The organism is Pseudonocardia halophobica (assembly GCF_050948485.1).
Taxonomy (GTDB): Bacteria; Actinomycetota; Actinomycetes; order Mycobacteriales; family Pseudonocardiaceae; genus Pseudonocardia; species Pseudonocardia halophobica.
On record NZ_CP192046.1, the window covers coordinates 1,422,202 to 1,439,730 of the forward strand.

Consider the following 17,529-nt stretch of genomic DNA (forward strand, 5'->3'; position numbering starts at 1 on the left):
ATGTTCTTCGCCCTCACCGAGGACCAGCAGGAGTTCGGCGCGGCGGTCACGACCTACCTCGCCGAGCGGTTCGACATGGAAGCCGTGCGCCGCGTCTTCGAGGACGCCGACGGCGACGGCAACCCCGGGTCGCTGTGGAAGGCCGCGGCCGAGCAGGGCTGGCTCGCCGTCACCGTCCCCGAGGAGCACGACGGGCTGGGCCTCGGCCTGGTCGAGGCACAGGTGATCGCGCGGGCGCTCGGCGCCGGCGTCGCGCCCGGCCCGTGGCGCGGGACCGTCCTCGCCGCCGAGGCGATCCGGCTCGCCGGGTCGGACGAGCAGAAGGCGGCCTGGCTGCCGCGGCTCGCCTCGGGCGACGCGACCGGCGCCGTCGGGCTGCGCGGCGACGCCCCCGGCGTCGTCCCCGCGGTGGAGTACGGGGCGATCGCCGACGTCGTGGTCGTCCGGACCCCCGACGGGCTCGGCCTGGCCACCGACGCGCAGGCCAGCCCGGTCGGGTCCTACGACCGCACCACCCGGCTGGCCACGCTCGACGTCGCGGACGTGGAGCCGCTGCCGGGCGACGCCGCCGCCCAGCTGACGGCCCGGGCCACCGTGCTCGCCGCCGCCGACCTGGTCGGGATCGCCCGTGAGGCGCTGAGCCGGACGGTCGCCTACGACCGCGAGCGCGAGCAGTTCGGCGTGCCCGTCGGGTCCTTCCAGGCGCTCAAGCACGCGCTGGCGGACATCCACGTCGGTGTGACGATGGCCGAGCACGCAGCGCTCTACGCCGCCCACGCCGTGGACGCCGGGCTCGACGACGCCGAGCTGGCCGTCGCCGTCGCCAAGGCCAAGGCGAGCGACGTGGCACTGCAGTCGACCGCCGCGATGATCCAGTACCACGGCGGCATCGGCTACACCTGGGAGCACGAGGCGCACTTCTTCTACAAGCGCGCCAAGCGGCTGGCCGGGCTGTACGGCGGGGTGGACCAGCACCGCGAGCGGATCGCGGCGCTCACCCTCTGACGTCGGCGGAGCCGGCGGCGCGCCCCGTGGCGGCCGCCGCCGGGCCCCGGCACGATCATGGGATGGAGAGCTACCGGGCGGTCGCCGACGCGGCCCGCGCAGTCGAGGCCGCGGCCGGCACGCCCGGCGTCGCCGCCGCCGCGTCGCCGTTCACGATCGACGTCCGCTTCACCGGCGGGCTCGACGCGCGCCAGCAGGAGGCCTTCGCGGCCGCGGCGGACCGCTGGACCCGGATGATCGTCGGCGACCTCCCGGCCGCCGTCGTGGACGGCGAGACGATCGACGACGTGCTGATCCTCGCCTCGGGCGCGGACATCGACGGCTCCGGACAGATCCTCGGCCAGGCCGGTCCGACGCAGCTGCGGCCGGTCTCCGCGGGGCTGCTCCCCGCCGTCGGGCAGATGCAGTTCGACACCGCGGACCTCGCCCGGATGGAGAGCGAGGGGACGCTCGACGACGTCATCACCCACGAGATGGGCCACGTCCTCGGCATCGGCACCCTCTGGTCCCGGCTCGGCCTGCTGTCGGGCGCGGGCACGGCGGACCCGGTCTTCACCGGCACCGGCGCGGTCGCGGAGTGGACCGCGCTCGGCGGCAGCGGCGGGGTGCCCGTGGAGAACACGGGCGGACCCGGCACGCGCGACGGTCACTGGCGGGAGTCGGTCTTCGGCGACGAGCTGATGAGCGGTTTCATCGCCGAGGCCGGCAACCCGATCTCGCGGGTCACGGTGGCCGGCCTGGGCGATCTCGGGTACGTCGTGGACCTGGAGGCGGCCGAGCGCTACCGCCTGCCCGCCGGCGCGGAGGGGTCCGCCGCGATCGTCGGCCGGTCGGGGCGGCGGTGCCGGGTCGGGCGCCCCACCGCGCACGTCCTGCCCGAGGCCGCCCTCCACGTCTGACCGCGCCGCACCGGTCGCCCCGCAGCCCGCTCACGCCACCCGTCGAGGGGAGGTGTGGGCCCGCGTCCGCGGGGTACGCACCCCGGTTGCACAGCCGTCGTGATCGTCCGAACTCGCAGGTCGGGGGCCACTGTGGAATGCGGAACCCCGCCGCTCGTGGGACCGTTGGGAGATGCCGGCCCCACCCGCAGTCAACGCCACAGCCGCGGCTCTGCTCGGACTGCTCCACAGCGGTCCGATGACGGGCGGCCAGCTCGTCGCGGCCGCCGGCGAGCGCTTCGGCTCCTTCTTCACCGTGACCCGCAGCCAGGTCTACCGCGAGCTGCCGGTGATGGCCGAGGCCGGCCTGCTGCGGCTGGGCAAGCAGGGGCCGCGGGCGTCGCAGCAGTACGTGATCACGGCGGCGGGCAAGCGGGCGTTCAAGGCGTGGCTGCACCACGGCAGCGGCGGCGACGCGCTACGCAGCCCGCTCGTCCTGCGGCTGCTGCACGCCGGCCAGCTCACCGTGAAGCAGCGGGCCGAGCTGGTCGGCACCTCGCGCGAGGTCTACACGGCGCGGCTCGCCGAGTCCCGCGCCGCCGCCCGGGGCGAGGAGGACCCGTACCGCAAGGCGGTCGCGGACTTCACCGTCGCGCACACCCGGGCGATGGTGAAGCTGCTCGACGCGATCCCGCTCGACTGACACCCCGGCGACGCACCCGGGCCCCAACCCTCCCGCCGCACCGCCCTCGCGTGCCCGCGTAGCCTGGAGCGTTGTGAACCCCGACGTGGCAGCCGACCTGAAGGACCTCGCAACCACCCTGGAGGGCATCGAGGCGGTCACCGACGTCCCCGCGCTCAAGGCGGAGATCGCGGACCTCGAGGAGCAGGCGGGCGCCCCCGACCTGTGGAACGACACCGAGGCCGCGCAGAAGGTCACCAGCCGGCTCTCGCACGCCCAGGCCGAGCTGCGCCGGGTCGAGGACCTGCGCCGCCGGCTCGACGACCTCCCCGTGCTCTACGAGCTGGCCGAGGACGAGGGGGACGAGTCCGCGATCGCCGACGCGGACCGGGACCGCACGAAGCTCCGCGAGGAGATCGCCTCGCTCGAGGTCCGGACCCTGCTCTCCGGCGAGTACGACGAGCGCGAGGCGCTGGTGACGATCCGCTCCGAGGCGGGCGGGGTCGACGCCGCGGACTTCGCCGAGATGCTCATGCGCATGTACCTGCGCTGGGCCGAGCGGCACGGCTACGGGGTGGACGTCTACGACACCTCCTACGCGGAGGAGGCGGGCATCAAGTCCGCGACCTTCCAGGTCCACGCCCCCTACGCGTACGGCACCCTGTCGATCGAGCAGGGCACGCACCGGCTGGTCCGCATCTCGCCGTTCGACAACCAGGGCCGCCGCCAGACGTCGTTCGCCGGCGTCGAGGTCACCCCGGTCGTCGAGTCGACGGACCACGTCGAGATCGACGAGAAGGACCTGCGCGTCGACGTCTACCGGTCCTCCGGGCCCGGCGGGCAGGGCGTCAACACCACGGACTCCGCGGTCCGGCTGACCCACATCCCCACCGGGATCGTGGTGTCCTGCCAGAACGAGCGCTCCCAGATCCAGAACAAGGCCACCGCGATGGTCGTGCTGCAGGCCAAGCTGCTCGCGCGCAAGCACGAGGAGGAGCGGGCGCTGATGGACTCGCTCAAGGACTCCGGCTCCAGCTGGGGCAACCAGATGCGCTCCTACGTGCTGCACCCGTACCAGATGGTCAAGGACCTGCGGACCGAGTTCGAGGTCGGCAACCCGGGTGCGGTGCTCGACGGCGACATCGACGGCTTCATCGAGGCGGGCATCCGCTGGCGTCGCAACCAGCAGCTCGAGGCGGAGAACGCGTAATCGGACGAGCGGTAGCGCTGCTGCGCCGAGGGGGCCTGTCGGGTGACGGCCCGGTCATGATCCGCCGGTAACGTCCCGGCCGTGATCCGGCTGGAGCGCGTCACCAAGATGTACAAGACCTCGACGCGGCCCGCGCTGGACCGCGTCTCGGTCGAGGTGGACAAGGGCGAGTTCGTCTTCCTCATCGGGCCGTCCGGCTCCGGGAAGTCGACCTTCCTGCGGCTGCTGCTGCGGGAGGACGTCCCGACCCGCGGCAAGATCTGGGTGACCGACCTCGACGTCGCGAAGCTGCCGCGGCGCAAGGTCCCCCGGCTGCGGCAGCGCATCGGCGTGGTGTTCCAGGACTTCCGGCTGCTCCCGAACAAGACCGTGGGTGAGAACGTCGCGTTCGCGCTCGAGGTGATCGGCAAGTCGCCCTCGACGATCCGCAAGGTCGTGCCCGAGGTGCTCGAGCTCGTCGGGCTCGAGGGCAAGGCCGACCGGATGCCCCACGAGCTCTCCGGCGGCGAGCAGCAGCGCGTGGCGATCGCCCGCGCGTTCGTGAACCGCCCGCTGGTCCTGCTGGCCGACGAGCCCACCGGCAACCTCGACCCCGACACCAGCCAGGACATCATGCTGCTGCTCGAGCGGATCAACCGCACCGGCACGACCGTCGTCATGGCGACCCACGACCACTCCATCGTCGACTCCATGCGACGGCGGGTGGTCGAGCTGGACATGGGCCGCGTCGTCCGGGACGAGGCCCACGCGGTGTACGGGGTGGGCCGGTAGTGGGCACCGTCGACGTACTCCTCCCCGCGGAGGCGCCATGAGGACCGACTTCGTCGTCCGGGAGGTCGCCAGCGGCCTGCGCCGCAACGTCACGATGACCGTGGCGATGGTGCTGACCACCGCGATCTCGCTGCTCATGGTCGGCACCGGCCTGCTCGCGGTGAAGACGATCGACGCCACCGAGGCCATCTACTCCGACCGCCTGGAGATCCGGGTCGCGCTCACCCAGGACGTGTCCACCGCGGACACGGACTGCACCCAGCCGATCTGCGCGGGCCTGCGGTCCACCCTGGAGAACTCGCCGCTGGTGGCGGGCGTGACGTACGAGAACCAGCAGGAGGCGTACGAGCGCTTCCAGGAGCTGTTCGCCGGACAGTCGGTCGCCGAGCTCGCCCGGCCGCAGTCGCTGCCGGCCACGCTGCGGGTCAAGCTCGTCGACCAGGACGGGTCGACCGAGGCCGGCGCGGCCGCGGTGAAGCAGGCCATGGAGAACCAGGTCGGCGTGCGCACCGTGATCGACCAGCGGGACGTCGTCGCCAAGCTGTTCGACTTCCTCGGCGGCGTGCGGAACGTGACCTTCGCGCTGGCCCTGGTGCAGGCCGTCGCGGCGCTGATGCTGATCTCCAACACGGTCCAGGTCTCCGCCTACACCCGCCGCACCGAGGTGGGCGTGATGCGGCTGGTCGGCGCCACCCGCTGGTACACCCAGCTGCCGTTCCTGGTCGAGGCCGTGATCACCGGCGTAGTCGGTGCGGTGCTCGCGGGCGTGGGGCTGCTCGTCGGGAAGGTCGCCTTCATCGACTCCCTGCTGGCCGGGATCGCGCAGAACGGCGTGATCCCGCCCGTCACGCTCGCCGACGTCCTGACGGTCTCGGCGTACCTGGTCCCGATCGGCGCCGTGATCGCGGGGATCACGGGCTACGTCACCCTGCGTCTCTATGTGAAGGTGTGAGGTGACCACCTCCGCGTAGGCTGGAGGGGTGAAGGAGAAAGGCCGCAAGGTGATCGCGCAGAACCGGCGCGCGCGTCACGACTACGCGGTGCTCGAGGAGTTCGAGGCCGGTGTGGCGCTCATGGGCACCGAGGTGAAGAGCCTGCGGCTGGGCCGGGCCTCGCTGGTCGACGCGTACGCCACGGTCGACGACGGCGAGGTGTTCCTGCGCGGCCTGCACATCCCCGAGTACACGCACGGCAGCTGGACCAACCACGAGCCGCGGCGCACCCGCAAGCTGCTGCTGCACAAGTACGAGATCGAGCGGCTGATCGGCAAGATCCGCGAGGGCGGGCTCACGCTCGTCCCGATGTCGCTCTACTTCAGCGACGGCAAGGTCAAGTGCGAGATCGCGCTGGCCCGCGGCAAGAAGACCTACGACAAGCGGCAGGACCTGGCGAAGAAGGACGCCGAGCGGGACATGGCCCGGGCCATCGGCCGCGCCGCGAAGGGCCGGGCGAGGTCGCTCTCGTGACGCTCCCTGCGCCGCCCACGTCGGACGACGACGTCCCCCGCTGGATCGCCGACCTCGGCCTGCCCGGGCTCGTGGACGTCCACGTGCACTTCCTGCCCGAGCGGGTCCTGAACAAGGTGTGGGCCTACTTCGACCAGGCCCGCACGCACTACGGCATGGACTGGCCGATCCAGTACCGCACGCCCGAGCCCGAGCGGGTCGCCACGCTGGAGAAGCTCGGCGTGCTGCGGTTCGCGCCGCTGGTCTACCCGCACAAGCCGGGTATGGCGGCGTGGCTGACCGAGTGGGCGGCCGAGTTCGCGACCGCCACCCCGGCCGCGGTCCGCACGGCCACCCTCTACGCCGAGCCCGGCGTCGAGGAGTACCTGGGCGCCGCCGTCGAGGGCGGGGCGCGGGCGGTGAAGGTGCACGTCCAGGTGGGGGCCTTCGACCCGCGCGACCCCCTGCTCGACGGGGCGTGGGGCCTGCTGGCCGAGGCCGGCGTCCCGGTGATCGTGCACTGCGGGCACGGGCCCATCCCCGGCGAGCACACCGGGCTCGACGTCTTCGGCGAGGTCCTGGCCCGCCACCCACGGCTCACGGCGGTGCTCGCCCACGCCGGGATGCCGGACTTCCACGCCGCGCTGGGGCTGGTGCACCGCTACGAGAACGTGCACCTCGACACCACGATGGTCGGCACGCCCTACGCCGAGGCGTTCGCGCCGCTGCCGGCGGACTGGCCCGCGCGGCTCGCCGAGATCCCCGGCCGGGTCGTCCTGGGCAGCGACTTCCCGAACATCCCGTACCCCTACGCCGAGCAGCTCCGCGCCATCGCCGGCTGGGCGGCCGCGGACGACCGGCTCGGCGAACCCTTCCTCCGCTCGGTCCTCCACGGCACGGGCACCCGTCTCCTGCGCCTCTGACCCGTGAGCGGCGAGTGCCCTCTAGGGGCAGTCGCCACTCACGACCCCGGGTGACCTGCGCGAACAGCGTCAGACGAGCAGGACCAGCCGGCCGCCGACCCCGCCGCCGGCGAGCCGCTCGTGGGCCGCGGCCACGTCGTCGAGCGGGTAGGTGCCGGCCACGGTCAGGGTCAGCTCGCCCTTGGCCGCGAGCGCGGCGAGCTCGGCCAGCCGGACGCCGTCGGGTCGCACCATCGTCTGCACACTGCGGATCCCGCGCTCGGCGGGCACGGGCCCGGCGACGGTCACGAGGGTTCCACCATCCCGCACCGGCGCGAGCGCCGCGGCGCCGATCCCGGCCGTGTCGAGCACACGGTCGACGCCGGTGGGCAGCGCGTCCCGGCGGACGACCTCGGCGCCGTACCCGCGCACGGCCTCCTCGTCGCGCGCCGAGGCCGTGGCGACGACCCTCAGCCCGGCGCGGACCGCCAGCTGCACCGCAAACGCCCCGACCCCGCCGGCTCCGCCGACGACCAGCAGGGACGAGGTCTCCGGCGCAGCGAGGTCGTCGAGCGCCGCGGCGGCCGTGAGGGCGTTCAGCGGCAGGGTCGCGGCCGCCGCGACGTCGACGCCCTCCGGCGCCGGTGCCACGTCGGCGGCCGGCACGACGACCTTCTCCGCCTGGGCCCCGACCGGCACGGCGAAGGCCGGGAGCACCGTGATCACCGCGTCGCCGGGCCGGAGCCCCTCGACGCCGACGCCGAGGGCGTCGACCCTCCCGGCGACGTCCCAGCCCAGCCCCCGCACGAACGGCCCCTCGGGTGCCGGCGCCAGTCCGGCCTGAACCGTGAACCCGGAGCGGGTCGCCAGGTCGACCGGATTCACGGTCGCGGCCTCCACCGCGATCCGCACCTCGCCCGGCCCCGGTTCGGGCTCGGGCACCTCCGCGACCTCGAGCACCTCGGGGCCACCGAACTCGCGGAACACCACTGCACGCATGTCGCTCTCCTCGTCGTCCGTGCTTCCGGAACTCACGCTAGGAGCGTTACTATCCAGCGGGTAGTAGTTACCTGGAAGTGCGTAGGAGAGCCGGAGGAGAGCCATGGCGACCACGACCGCGGCCCAGCGTCGCGAGGCCGACCGCGCGGCCTACGATGCCTTCCTGGCCGCCTGCCCCTCGCGGATGGTGCTGGACCGGATCAGCGACAAGTGGGTCGGGTTGCTCCTCGCCGCGCTGGCCGACGGCCCGAAGCGGTACTCCGAGCTCGGCAGGCGCGTCGCCGGCGTCAGCCCGAAGATGCTCACGCAGACCCTGCGCGGCCTCGAGCGCGACGGGCTGGTGGAGCGCGAGGTGACCGCGGCCGTGCCCGTGCGGGTGGACTACCGGCTCACGCCGCTCGGTGCGGGGCTCCACCGGGCGGTGCTGCACGTCAAGAACTGGGCGGAGGCGCACGTCGAGGAGGTGCTCGCGGCGCGTGACCGGTACGACTCGCGGGTCGACACCGAATCGGGATGAGCGGTGGGGGCGCGGGCGTTAGAATGGATCGACGGCCCGGCGTGCGGGTCGCGACAAGGGGGTGAACGGTCTCGACTCCTGAGGCGGACCGAGGGGAAGCGTGCCGAGGAAGACGACGATGAGCTCGTTAACCATGCGTCGTAACAAAATAAGTGCCGACGAGAGTCGCACTGTCCCGGCTCAGGGCGCCCGCGCGGACTTCGCGCTCGCTGCCTGATCCAGTAAGGGACTGTCGGCCCGGGGGTGTTCCCGCCCCGGTGCCCGGCATCAGCTAGGGGACTTCACCGTCCGGCCCGGTCGCCGGGGTCGGACGGGACATCAAACAGCGACTGGGATCGTCACACCGGCTCGTCCGTGAGACCGGTGGATCCGAGTAGAGACACAGCGGACTGCGCACGGAGAAGCCCTCGCAATGCGAAGGAGGACCCGGGTTCGATTCCCGGCACCTCCACCCCTGGAGTTCAGGGCCCCGATCCGGACGGGTCGGGGCCCTGACCGTTCTCGGCTCCCGTCACGGGTCCATGCAGACCAGGCCCCACGGCCGGTCCCGGACCCGCGTCATCACGAGCGTCGCGCGGCGGGATCCGCGCAGCTTGAGCCGCTTGTGCAGGGCGTCGACGTCCCCGGCGAGGCCGCGGCGCCGGATGTCCACGGCGCCGATGTCGAGCTCGCGCAACCGGCGGGGGAGCCGCTTCTGGTCCCACGGCCCGGACTCGATCACCTCGAGCGTGCGGGCGAACGGCGTCGCGACCGGCTCGTCGGCGGACAGGAAGGCGATCCGCTCGTCGATCTTCCACGTCCCGGTGCGGCGGGCGAGTTCCTCCACGGCGCCGGCCCGCGTGACGGCCGGGTTCGGGTCGAGCAGGTACCGACCCGGGTCGCGCACCGCGACCGGCTCGCCCTCCGCGGCGACGAGCGTGTCGCCGGAGGGCAGGACGGTCGCCCGGGCCCGGGTCGTCGCCAGGGCGGGGGACCAGGCCACGGCCTCCTTGAGGTCCCGGTCCACCGCCACGAACTCCAGCTCCCACCCCTCGGGGACGACGTCGTGGTCGAGGCCCGGGGCGGCCTTGATCCCGATCGCGGGGACCGGCAGGCCGACGCACCAGTCGAGCGGCGGCTCGCTGTCGCCGGTCCGCATCCGGCCGCGCGCCGAGCGCCGGGCCGGGTCCACGAACACCGCGTCGACGCCGGCCAGGTCGACCTCCCGGACGTCCGCGAGCAGGGTGCGGGCCTCGCCCCCGTGAACCGCGGCGTTGTGGCGGGCCATCCACAGGTGCACCGGATCGCGGTCGACGGCCAGGACGTCCCGGCCGGGGGCGAGGGCGAGGAGGTCGCCGCCGACGCCGCAGCAGAGGTCCGCGACGTGGCGCGCGGAGGCGAACCGGGCCGCCCGGTGCCGCGCCACGATCTCCGGCGACGCCTGCTCCCAGCCCGCGCGCGTCAGGAACATCGCGCCCGCCCGGTCGAACTTCCCCGCGGCCCGCTCGCGCAGCTGCGCCTGCGTGAGGGCCTCCGCGACCAGCGGCGCGGGGTAGGTGCGGCGCAGTGCGGTCCCGAGCCGGAGGGCGGCGTCGTCGGTGAGTGGGCGCCCCCCGAGCCCGGCCGCGATCGCCGCGAAGAGCTCCGCGCCCGTCGGCCCCGCCAGTTCGTGCAGGCGAGCCAGCACCTCGTCCGTGTCCACCGCCGGGAGAGGCTACCGACGACCAGCCTGGGGGGCGGGCGTCGGTCCGGGCGCCGCAGGTTCCGGGACGAGAGGGTCGTCCGCGGCGCGCACGCCCTTCCCGGGACCCGGTGACGAACCCGGCCCTTCACCCGATCGCGTAGCGTTGCCAACGATCGGGACGGAAGGGGCGACGTGGCCACGACGGGGGACGCCGTGCCGGCGCGCACGCGGGTGCGCATGCCGCGGGAGATCTGGGTACTGGTGGTGGCGGCCTTCGTGGTCGCCATCGGCTTCGGGATCGTGGCCCCGGCGCTGCCGGCCTTCGCCCGCACGTTCGACGTCGGGGTGGCCGCCGCCTCCGCGGTGATCAGCCTGTTCGCGGCCTTCCGGCTCGCTTTCGCCCCGGTGAGCGGGCGGCTGGTCGGCCGGTTCGGCGAGCTACGCGTCTACACCGTCGGGCTGGTGATCGCCGCGGCCTCGGTGGGGCTGACGGCGGCGGCGCAGAGCTACTGGCAGCTGCTGCTGTTCCGAGGGGTCGGCGGCATCGGCTCCACCATGTTCACGGTCTCCGCGATCTCGCTGCTGGTGCGGCTCGCCCCGCCCGAGGCCCGCGGGCGGGCGTCGGGCATGTGGGCGACGGGATTCCTGCTGGGCAACATCGCGGGGCCGCTGGCGGGCGGCGGCCTGATCGCGGTGAGCCTGCGCGCGCCGTTCCTCGTGTACGCGGGAGCGCTGCTGTGCGCGATGCTGGTCTCGGTGCCGCTGCTGCGGGGGCGGACGGGCGATCGCGTCGGGACCGATCCCGCCGAGGTCGCGGCCACCTTCCCGACGGCAATCCGGCACCCCGCCTACCGCGCCGCGCTGGTGGCGAGCTTCGCCAACGGCTGGACCGTGTTCGGGGTCCGCGTGGCCCTGGTGCCGCTGTTCGTGGTCGAGGCGCTGCGCCAGAGCGAGACGTGGGCGGGGTTCGCGCTCGCCGTCTTCGCCGCCGGCAACGCCGCGACCCTGCTCGTCTCCGGCCGGCTCGCCGATCGCCGCGGCCGCAAGCCCCCGGTGCTGGCCGGTCTCGTGGTGTCCGCGATCGCGACCGGCCTGCTCGGGTTCGCGCCGTCGTCCGGGCTCTTCCTGGCGTTGTCGCTGGTCGCGGGGGTCGGCAGCGGGCTGGTCAACCCGCCGATGACCGCCGCGGTCGCCGACGTGATCGGCAGCCGGGCCCGCGGCGGCACGGTGCTGGCGGGCTTCCAGATGGCCGCCGACGTCGGCGCAATCGTCGGGCCGCTGGCCGCCGGTGCCGTGGCCCAGGCGGCCGGGTTCGGGCTCGCCTTCGCCCTCACCGGCGTGGTCTCGGTGATCGCGCTGGGCTTCTGGCTGCGCGCGCCCGAGACCCTCCCGCGCCCGCACGACCACTGCGACGCCACCGCCGAGACGGTCGCGGGGGAGCGCGCGGTCGGGGCGGAGTAGCTCACCGGGCGGCGATGTAGGCGGGCCAGCTGCCGTGCGCCGTGACGTCCCGGGCCGTCCCGGCGGCCCAGCCCTCGCACACGATCCCATCCCTGTGACGGCGTACGCATTTCTGCGTATCGACGAACCTGCTGGTGAGCGCTGCGATGCCCGGATCCGATCCCTCCGATCCGTGCACGGGAGCGGCACATGAGCACTCCGATCACACCCACCGACGCCGCGCCGGTCCTCGACGAGCAGGCCCTCGACGACCTGCTCGGGAGAGTGATCACCGATCTCGGCGGCGCGCTCGTCGTCCCGCTCGCCCTGATCGGGGACCGCCTGGGCCTCTTCACCCGGCTGCGCGACGTCGGGCCGGCGACGCCGGCGGAGCTGGCCGCGGCCGGGGGACTGGCGGAGCGCTACGTCCGGGAGTGGCTGCGGGCGATGGCGGCAGCGGGGTACGTCGAGCACGTGTCCGGGGACGATCCGGCCGCCGCCCGGTACCGGCTGACCCCGGAGCAGGCCGCGGCCTTCACCGATCCGGACAGCTCGGCGGCCGTGGCGGGCGGGTTCCAGAGCATGGCGGCGGCCCTCCGCGTGCTGGACCGGCTCACCGACGCCTTCCGCACCGGCGCCGGGATCGGCTGGCACGAGCACCACCCGGACCTGTTCGAGGGCACCGAGCGGTTCTTCCGGCCCGCGTACACCGCAAGCCTGACGAGCGAGTGGATCCCGGCCCTCGACGGCCTGGAGGAACGGCTGCGGGCCGGCGTGCGGGCGGTCGACGTCGGGTGCGGGTTCGGCGCGTCGACGATCATCATGGCTCGCGCCTACCCGGCGAGCACCTGGTCGGGCGTCGACTCCCACGCGCCGTCGATCGAGGCGGCCCGGGAGCGTGCCGCTGCCGCCCGACTCGGCAACGTGACCTTCGAGGTGGGTGCGGCGGGCGGACTGTCCGGCGCCTACGACTTCGTCGCCTTCTTCGACTGCCTCCACGACATGCCCGACCCGGTCGGCGCCCTGCGGGCCGCCCGGTCTGCGCTGGCCGACGGGGGCACGGTGATGCTCGTCGAGCCGATGTCCTGGGACACGGTCGCCGAGGGGCTCAACCCGCTGGGGAAGGTGTTCGCCGCCGCGTCGCTGTACGTCTGCCTGCCGAGTGGGCTGTCGGGCCCGCCGCAGGCCGGGCTGGGCAACCAGGCCGGGCCGGCGCGGACCTGCGCCCTCGCGCGCGAGGCGGGGTTCGGGAGGGCGAGGGTCGCGACCGCGACCCCCTTCAACCTGATCTACGAGCTGAAGCCCTGACGGTCCGCGAGCCTCTCCGGTCACACCCGCGGGTCAGGCGGCCGTCACACCGATCAGCATCCCCACGAGGTAGGTGGCCCCGGCGGCGATCGCGCCGAACATCAGCTGCCGCAGCCCGCCGCCCCACCACGTGCGCACCGTGAAGCGGGAGGACAGCGCGCCGGCGACGAAGAGCCCCACCGCTCCGATGCCCAGCCCGAGCAGCAGTGAGGGCGAGCCGAACAGGAACGACAGCAGCGGGATGATCCCGCCGATCGCGAAGCAGAGGAACGACGAGCCGGCCGCCACCCAGGGCGAGGGCTTGTCGTCGAGGCTGACCCCGAGCTCCTGGCTGACGTGCACGCGCAACGCGATGTCGGGGTTCGCGCTGATCTCCTCGGCGACCCGGCGCGCGGTCTCGTCGGTCAGCCCGAGCTTGCGGTACTCCTCGACGAGCTCGGCCTGCTCGGCGTGCGGGTGCCGGGCGAGCTCGCGGCGCTCGACCTCCGCCTCGGCGTCGATCGCCTCGTTCTGCGTGCCCACCGAGGCGAACTCGCCGAGCGCCATCGAGAAGGCGCCCGCGACCAGGCCCGCGATGCCCGTCAGCACGATCGTCTGCCGGTCCGCGCCGCCACCCCCGACGCCCGCGATCAGGGCGATGTTGGTGACCAACCCGTCCATCGCGCCGAAGGTCGCGGCGCGCAGCCAGCCGCCCGAGACGTCACGGTGCTGGTGGTCGTGCTCATGCGCGGCCAGCTCGGCGTCGAATGCCGGATTGCTCACACGGGGCAGCCTAATCCGCCGACTCGCGGCGGCCGTGCGGCGAACCGACACTGAACGGATGGGACGGGAACCACTGTGGCTCTTCGCCGACCAGCTCGGCCCCCACGTCCACGAGACGGACGGGATGCGCGACCGCGAGGTGGTGCTGGTCGAGTCCGGCCGGGCGCTGCGCCGCAAGCGGTTCCACCGGCAGAAGCTGCACCTCGTGCTGTCCGGGATGCGGCACCTGGCCGCCGAGCTGGGCGACCGCGCCCGGTACGTCCGCGCCGACACCTACCGCGAGGCCCTCGAGCAGGTGGGTGAGCCGGTGGTGGTGCACGAGCCGACGTCGTTCGCCGCGGCCGAGCTCGTCGAGCGGCTGCGCAAGGACGGGCTCGTCGCCGAGGTCCTGCCCACGCCGACCTTCGCACTGCCGCGCGCCGAGTTCGAGGAGTGGGCAGGCGACCGCGGCCGGTTCCGGATGGAGGACTTCTACCGGGCCCAGCGCCAGCGGTTCGACGTGCTGATGGACGGCGACAAGCCCGTCGGCGGGCGGTGGAACTACGACTCGGAGAACCGCGAACCGCCGCCGAGGGGCGCGCGCACGCTCGGCGTGAAGGGGCCGTGGCAGCCGAAGGAGGACCGGATCGACGACGAGGTCCGCCGCGAGCTCGACGACGCCGGGTACCCGACCGTCGGGCGGGACGGGCCGCGCTGGTTCGCGATCACGTACGACGAGGCGGTGACGGCGCTGCGGCACTTTGTCCGGCACCGGCTCGGCACGTTCGGGCCCTACGAGGACGCGATCCTCGAGCAGGACTGGGCGATGTCGCACTCGCTGCTGTCGGTGCCGATGAACCACGGCGTGCTGCACCCGCTCGAGGCCGTGCACGCCGCCGAGCAGGCCTACCGCGCCGGCGACGTCGACCTGCCGAGCGTCGAGGGGTTCGTCCGGCAGATCCTCGGCTGGCGCGAGTACGTCTGGCACCTCTACTGGCACTTCGGCAAGGACTACACCCGGCGCAACGCCCTGCGCGCCCGCACCCCGCTGCCGGACTGGTGGGCCGAACTCGACGCCGACGCCGTCACCGCGGCCTGCCTGCGCAGCGCGCTGGAGGGCGTGCGGGACCGCGGCTGGGTGCACCACATCCCGCGGCTGATGGTGCTCGGCAACCACGCCCTGCAGCGCGGCTACCGGCCGGCCGAGCTCAACGAGTGGTTCCGCACCGCGTTCGTCGACGGCTTCGAGTGGGTCATGCCCGCCAACGTCATCGGCATGAGCCAGCACGCCGACGGCGGGAAGATGGCGACCAAGCCGTACTCCGCGGGCGGCGCCTACATCGACCGGATGAGCGACCACTGCCGTGGCTGCGCGTTCGACCCCAAGAAGCGCCTGGGCGACGACGCCTGCCCCTTCACCGCGGGCTACTTGCAGTGGGTGCACCGGCACCAGGGGCTGCTCGCCGTCAACAACCGCACCGCGCGGGCCGTCTCGGGGATGAACCGGCTCAAGGACCTCGACGCCGTCCTGGAGCAGGAGTCGGCGCGCGAGCACTTCTGAGAGTCGCTCACCTGGGTCTCAGGTGGCCCCGCTACCGTTCGCGACGTGACGAGGGGCCGTGTTCTCGACGGGATCGGCACGCTCGCGCGGCTCGGCCTCGCGGCCGTCTGGCTCGCGTCGGGGCTGATCAAGGCTCTCGACCCGGCGCAGACCTACGTGGCCGTCCGGGCCTACGACGTCCTGCCCCGGGAGGCCGTCGGCGTCGTCGCCGGGGTGCTGCCCTGGTTCGAGCTGGCGCTCGGCGTGCTGCTCCTGCTCGGCATCGGGACCCGCGCGGTCGCCTGGCTCTCGGCCGGCCTGCTGCTGGTGTTCGTCGCCGGCGTGACGCAGGCCTGGGCGCGCGGGCTGAACATCGACTGCGGCTGCTTCGGCGGCGGCGGGGCGGTGGCGCCCGGGCAGACGCAGTACGTCCAGGAGATCCTCCGCGACACCGGGTTCCTGCTGCTGGCGGCCTGGTTGATCGTGCGGCCGCGGACGCTGTTCGCCGTGGAGGACCGGTTGGCCGGATCCCTCGTCACGTCGGGTTCGGGTGCGGAGAGGAACTGACGTGGGCGGAGCGGATCGCAGCGATCGGAAGCGGCGGCAGGCCGCGGCCGAGGCGCGGCTGCGGGCGGCGGGGATCACCCCGAAGCGGCGGGGCCTCGGCGGCAGTGGCCTGGTGCTGACGATCGTAGCCGTCGTCGTGATCGCGGCGATCGTCGTCGGGGTCGTCGTGACGATGAACAACAGGGCCTCCGACACGGCCGCGGCCGCGCCGACCTACCCGGTCGCGCGCAACGGCGCCGCCATCACCGCCGGGCAGGCCGCGGCACCGGTCACCGTGGATATCTACGAGGACTACCTCTGCCCCTACTGCGAGCGCTTCGAGACGACCTACAAGGACGAGCTGACGACGGCGCTCAACGCCGGCCAGATCAAGGTCAACTACCACGCGATCTCGATCCTCGACCGCGCCAGCAACCCCGTGGGCTACTCGACCCGCGCCGCCAACGCCGCCATCTGCGCCGCCGACGCCGGCATCTTCCCGGCCTACCACGCCCAGCTCTACGCCGAGCAGCCCGCCGAGGGCAGTGCCGGCTTCTCCAACGACGAGCTGACGGCCAAGGGCACCGCCCTCGGTGCCGGCCCCGCCTTCGGCCAGTGCGTGGCCGCCCAGGCCAACACCGGCCTGATCGAGAACGCCACCAACACCGCGGCCGCCACCCCGGCGCTGCAGAGCAACGGTCAGTTCGGCACCCCGACCATCGCCGTCAACGGCACGAAGGTCGACGTCAACGACACGGACTGGCTGCAGAAGGCCATCCAGGCCTGAGGCCCCGCACCCGTGGGGACCCCCCTCGAACGGGTCCCCACGGGGTGTTGTAGTGTTTCCTCATCGCAAGGGGCTGTGGCGCAGCTGGTAGCGCACTTGACTGGCAGTCAAGGGGTCAGGGGTTCGAATCCCCTCAGCTCCACCCTTCTGACCAGGCGGTTCATCCCGCCTGACCCCTCGGCGCGGCGTTCTGTGGCGCCGATGTGGCGCGAGTCGGCCCAATCCGCGACATGCCGTCGAGCCAGCACCAGCGTCGCATCCGCCAACGGGGTGAGATCACGCAGCTGCCCAGCGGCTCGTACCGCATCCGGGTGTACGCGAGTCGCGACCCGATCACCAGGAGGCGTCACCACCTGCAGGAGATCGTCCGCAAGGGGCCCGTCGACGCGCCCGCCGAGCTCCCGCCGGGCGACCCGGTCACCGACGTTCTGCTCGACCGCGTTGCGATCGGGCAGGTGTGCACGACGATCCGGATCCTCTGAGGACGACGTGGCCGGGCGAGATCTCCTCTCCCGGCCACGCCCGTCGAGCACCATTGGTGATCGTCGCCGTCGCCCGGCCGAGACGAACTCTCCTCGCCTGCTGGGCGGGTCCGATGCTCATCCCGGCCGGAGGGCGCGCAGTCGCCCGCCTCTTCCGCTTCCGCCCGCCACCGGGTGACGCACCGGGTGGGGCGGTGGAGCGGTTCGCTCAACCCCCAGGCCCGACTTCGCCGCCGTCCGCTCGCATGCCCGTCGCCGGCAGTGGACGGAGCTAGTCGCAAGTGCCTCGTCAGGCACGTTCGGTAGATCACCGGGCCTACGGATCTCGCACTCGGGGGCGAAGTGTCGCTTCGGTCGGGCGTGGTGGTTGAAGCGGGCGTAACCCCACGCCTGAGGGGTCGTTGATCGGCTAAGACGATAAGGTTACTTAAAGTAGCGCAATACCACGGAGGGGAACCGGGTGGCAGTGGCTCCTAGGCATGGATGGGGTCCCGGCAAGGGAGCCGGCCAGAGGCGGACACGGGTTGCGATTGCCGCTGCTGCAGTCGTACTGCTGGGCGCCACCACCGGCATCTCCGTTGCCTGGGCGCAGGCGGACCTGGCACCTGCGGAC

At 73.3% G+C, this 17,529-nt stretch carries 18 protein-coding genes, 1 tRNA gene and 1 other RNA gene; 17 read left to right on the top strand and 3 right to left on the bottom strand.

The window, feature by feature from the left end; all coding sequences use genetic code 11:
* The 8 genes from ACQP04_RS06930 (at window position 1) to ACQP04_RS06965 (ending at window position 6,914) form a co-directional block, all read left to right on the top strand.
* A complete protein-coding gene (locus ACQP04_RS06930; protein ID WP_433506220.1) occupies window positions 1-1,005 on the top strand; it encodes an acyl-CoA dehydrogenase family protein in 1,005 nt (334 codons plus the stop codon).
* A 62-nt stretch (window positions 1,006-1,067) separates the two neighbouring features.
* Window positions 1,068-1,904, top strand: coding sequence for a leishmanolysin-related zinc metalloendopeptidase (locus ACQP04_RS06935; RefSeq protein WP_433506221.1), 837 nt, complete (start codon window positions 1,068-1,070; stop codon window positions 1,902-1,904).
* Between the two features lie 172 nt (window positions 1,905-2,076).
* Window positions 2,077-2,586 carry a PadR family transcriptional regulator gene (locus ACQP04_RS06940; RefSeq protein WP_037042723.1) on the top strand — a complete coding sequence of 170 codons (510 nt, stop codon included), beginning with the start codon at window positions 2,077-2,079 and terminating at the stop codon, window positions 2,584-2,586.
* Window positions 2,587-2,659: 73 nt separating this feature from the next.
* Window positions 2,660-3,775 (top strand): peptide chain release factor 2, encoded by a 1,116-nt coding sequence (gene prfB / locus ACQP04_RS06945; RefSeq protein WP_037042721.1) that lies wholly within the window; start codon window positions 2,660-2,662, stop codon window positions 3,773-3,775.
* Between the two features lie 81 nt (window positions 3,776-3,856).
* Window positions 3,857-4,546 carry a cell division ATP-binding protein FtsE gene (gene ftsE, locus ACQP04_RS06950; protein WP_433506222.1) on the top strand — a complete coding sequence of 230 codons (690 nt, stop codon included), beginning with the start codon at window positions 3,857-3,859 and terminating at the stop codon, window positions 4,544-4,546.
* Between the two features lie 37 nt (window positions 4,547-4,583).
* On the top strand, window positions 4,584-5,498 hold the full coding sequence (gene ftsX, locus ACQP04_RS06955) for a permease-like cell division protein FtsX (RefSeq protein WP_433506223.1): 915 nt from the start codon (window positions 4,584-4,586) through the stop codon (window positions 5,496-5,498).
* A gap of 28 nt (window positions 5,499-5,526) precedes the next feature.
* Window positions 5,527-6,012: an SsrA-binding protein SmpB gene (smpB, locus tag ACQP04_RS06960; RefSeq protein WP_037042716.1), complete on the top strand. Its 486-nt coding sequence runs from the start codon at window positions 5,527-5,529 to the stop codon at window positions 6,010-6,012.
* Window positions 6,009-6,914: an amidohydrolase family protein gene (locus tag ACQP04_RS06965; RefSeq protein ID WP_433506224.1), complete on the top strand. Its 906-nt coding sequence runs from the start codon at window positions 6,009-6,011 to the stop codon at window positions 6,912-6,914. Before smpB ends, ACQP04_RS06965 begins: the two co-directional genes overlap by 4 nt.
* A 69-nt stretch (window positions 6,915-6,983) precedes the next feature.
* Here the strand turns inward: ACQP04_RS06965 and ACQP04_RS06970 are convergent, their stop codons facing one another.
* Window positions 6,984-7,892 carry an NADP-dependent oxidoreductase gene (locus ACQP04_RS06970; protein WP_433506225.1) on the bottom strand — a complete coding sequence of 303 codons (909 nt, stop codon included), beginning with the start codon at window positions 7,890-7,892 and terminating at the stop codon, window positions 6,984-6,986.
* Between the two features lie 103 nt (window positions 7,893-7,995).
* Between ACQP04_RS06970 and ACQP04_RS06975 the strand changes: the two genes are divergently transcribed.
* Together ACQP04_RS06975 and ssrA are read left to right on the top strand one after the other, a co-directional pair.
* Complete coding sequence (locus ACQP04_RS06975) at window positions 7,996-8,409, top strand: winged helix-turn-helix transcriptional regulator (RefSeq protein WP_433506226.1); 414 nt, start codon at window positions 7,996-7,998, stop codon at window positions 8,407-8,409.
* Window positions 8,410-8,466: 57 nt separating this feature from the next.
* Window positions 8,467-8,863, top strand: a transfer-messenger RNA (tmRNA) gene (ssrA, locus tag ACQP04_RS06980).
* A 57-nt stretch (window positions 8,864-8,920) separates the two neighbouring features.
* Here the strand turns inward: ssrA and ACQP04_RS06985 are convergent.
* Window positions 8,921-10,090 carry a class I SAM-dependent methyltransferase gene (locus ACQP04_RS06985; RefSeq protein ID WP_433506227.1) on the bottom strand — a complete coding sequence of 390 codons (1,170 nt, stop codon included), beginning with the start codon at window positions 10,088-10,090 and terminating at the stop codon, window positions 8,921-8,923.
* Between the two features lie 174 nt (window positions 10,091-10,264).
* Between ACQP04_RS06985 and ACQP04_RS06990 the strand changes: the two genes are divergently transcribed.
* The gene (locus ACQP04_RS06990; protein ID WP_433506228.1) at window positions 10,265-11,533 is read left to right on the top strand and encodes an MFS transporter; all 1,269 of its coding nucleotides are present in this window, start codon (window positions 10,265-10,267) and stop codon (window positions 11,531-11,533) included.
* Between the two features lie 189 nt (window positions 11,534-11,722).
* Complete coding sequence (locus ACQP04_RS06995; protein ID WP_433506229.1) at window positions 11,723-12,820, top strand: class I SAM-dependent methyltransferase; 1,098 nt, start codon at window positions 11,723-11,725, stop codon at window positions 12,818-12,820.
* 33 nt (window positions 12,821-12,853) lie between these two features.
* On the opposite strand, the gene ACQP04_RS07000 is transcribed toward ACQP04_RS06995, so the two are convergent.
* Window positions 12,854-13,582, bottom strand: coding sequence for a VIT1/CCC1 transporter family protein (locus tag ACQP04_RS07000; protein WP_433506230.1), 729 nt, complete (start codon window positions 13,580-13,582; stop codon window positions 12,854-12,856).
* 58 nt (window positions 13,583-13,640) lie between these two features.
* Between ACQP04_RS07000 and ACQP04_RS07005 the strand changes: the two genes are divergently transcribed.
* The 5 genes from ACQP04_RS07005 (at window position 13,641) to ACQP04_RS07025 (ending at window position 16,916) form a co-directional block, all read left to right on the top strand.
* Window positions 13,641-15,122, top strand: coding sequence for a cryptochrome/photolyase family protein (locus ACQP04_RS07005; protein ID WP_433506231.1), 1,482 nt, complete (start codon window positions 13,641-13,643; stop codon window positions 15,120-15,122).
* 45 nt (window positions 15,123-15,167) lie between these two features.
* Window positions 15,168-15,668, top strand: coding sequence for a MauE/DoxX family redox-associated membrane protein (locus tag ACQP04_RS07010; RefSeq protein ID WP_433506232.1), 501 nt, complete (start codon window positions 15,168-15,170; stop codon window positions 15,666-15,668).
* 1 nt (window position 15,669) lies between these two features.
* Complete coding sequence (locus ACQP04_RS07015; protein ID WP_433506233.1) at window positions 15,670-16,434, top strand: DsbA family protein; 765 nt, start codon at window positions 15,670-15,672, stop codon at window positions 16,432-16,434.
* Window positions 16,435-16,503: 69 nt separating this feature from the next.
* Window positions 16,504-16,576, top strand: a tRNA-Ala gene (locus tag ACQP04_RS07020).
* Between the two features lie 88 nt (window positions 16,577-16,664).
* Window positions 16,665-16,916, top strand: coding sequence for a hypothetical protein (locus ACQP04_RS07025; RefSeq protein WP_433506234.1), 252 nt, complete (start codon window positions 16,665-16,667; stop codon window positions 16,914-16,916).
* Window positions 16,917-17,529: the final 613 nt, after the last annotated feature.

Coding starts and splice junctions, on each gene's coding strand:
- ACQP04_RS06930 (WP_433506220.1), top strand. CDS start 1: ATGTTCTTCGCCCTCACCGAGGACCAGCAGGAGTTCGGCGCGGCGGTC.
- ACQP04_RS06935 (WP_433506221.1), top strand. CDS start 1,068: ATGGAGAGCTACCGGGCGGTCGCCGACGCGGCCCGCGCAGTCGAGGCC.
- ACQP04_RS06940 (WP_037042723.1), top strand. CDS start 2,077: ATGCCGGCCCCACCCGCAGTCAACGCCACAGCCGCGGCTCTGCTCGGA.
- ftsX (WP_433506223.1), top strand. CDS start 4,584: ATGAGGACCGACTTCGTCGTCCGGGAGGTCGCCAGCGGCCTGCGCCGC.
- ACQP04_RS06970 (WP_433506225.1), bottom strand. CDS start 7,892: ATGCGTGCAGTGGTGTTCCGCGAGTTCGGTGGCCCCGAGGTGCTCGAG.
- ACQP04_RS06975 (WP_433506226.1), top strand. CDS start 7,996: ATGGCGACCACGACCGCGGCCCAGCGTCGCGAGGCCGACCGCGCGGCC.
- ACQP04_RS06995 (WP_433506229.1), top strand. CDS start 11,723: ATGAGCACTCCGATCACACCCACCGACGCCGCGCCGGTCCTCGACGAG.
- ACQP04_RS07005 (WP_433506231.1), top strand. CDS start 13,641: ATGGGACGGGAACCACTGTGGCTCTTCGCCGACCAGCTCGGCCCCCAC.
- ACQP04_RS07025 (WP_433506234.1), top strand. CDS start 16,665: ATGCCGTCGAGCCAGCACCAGCGTCGCATCCGCCAACGGGGTGAGATC.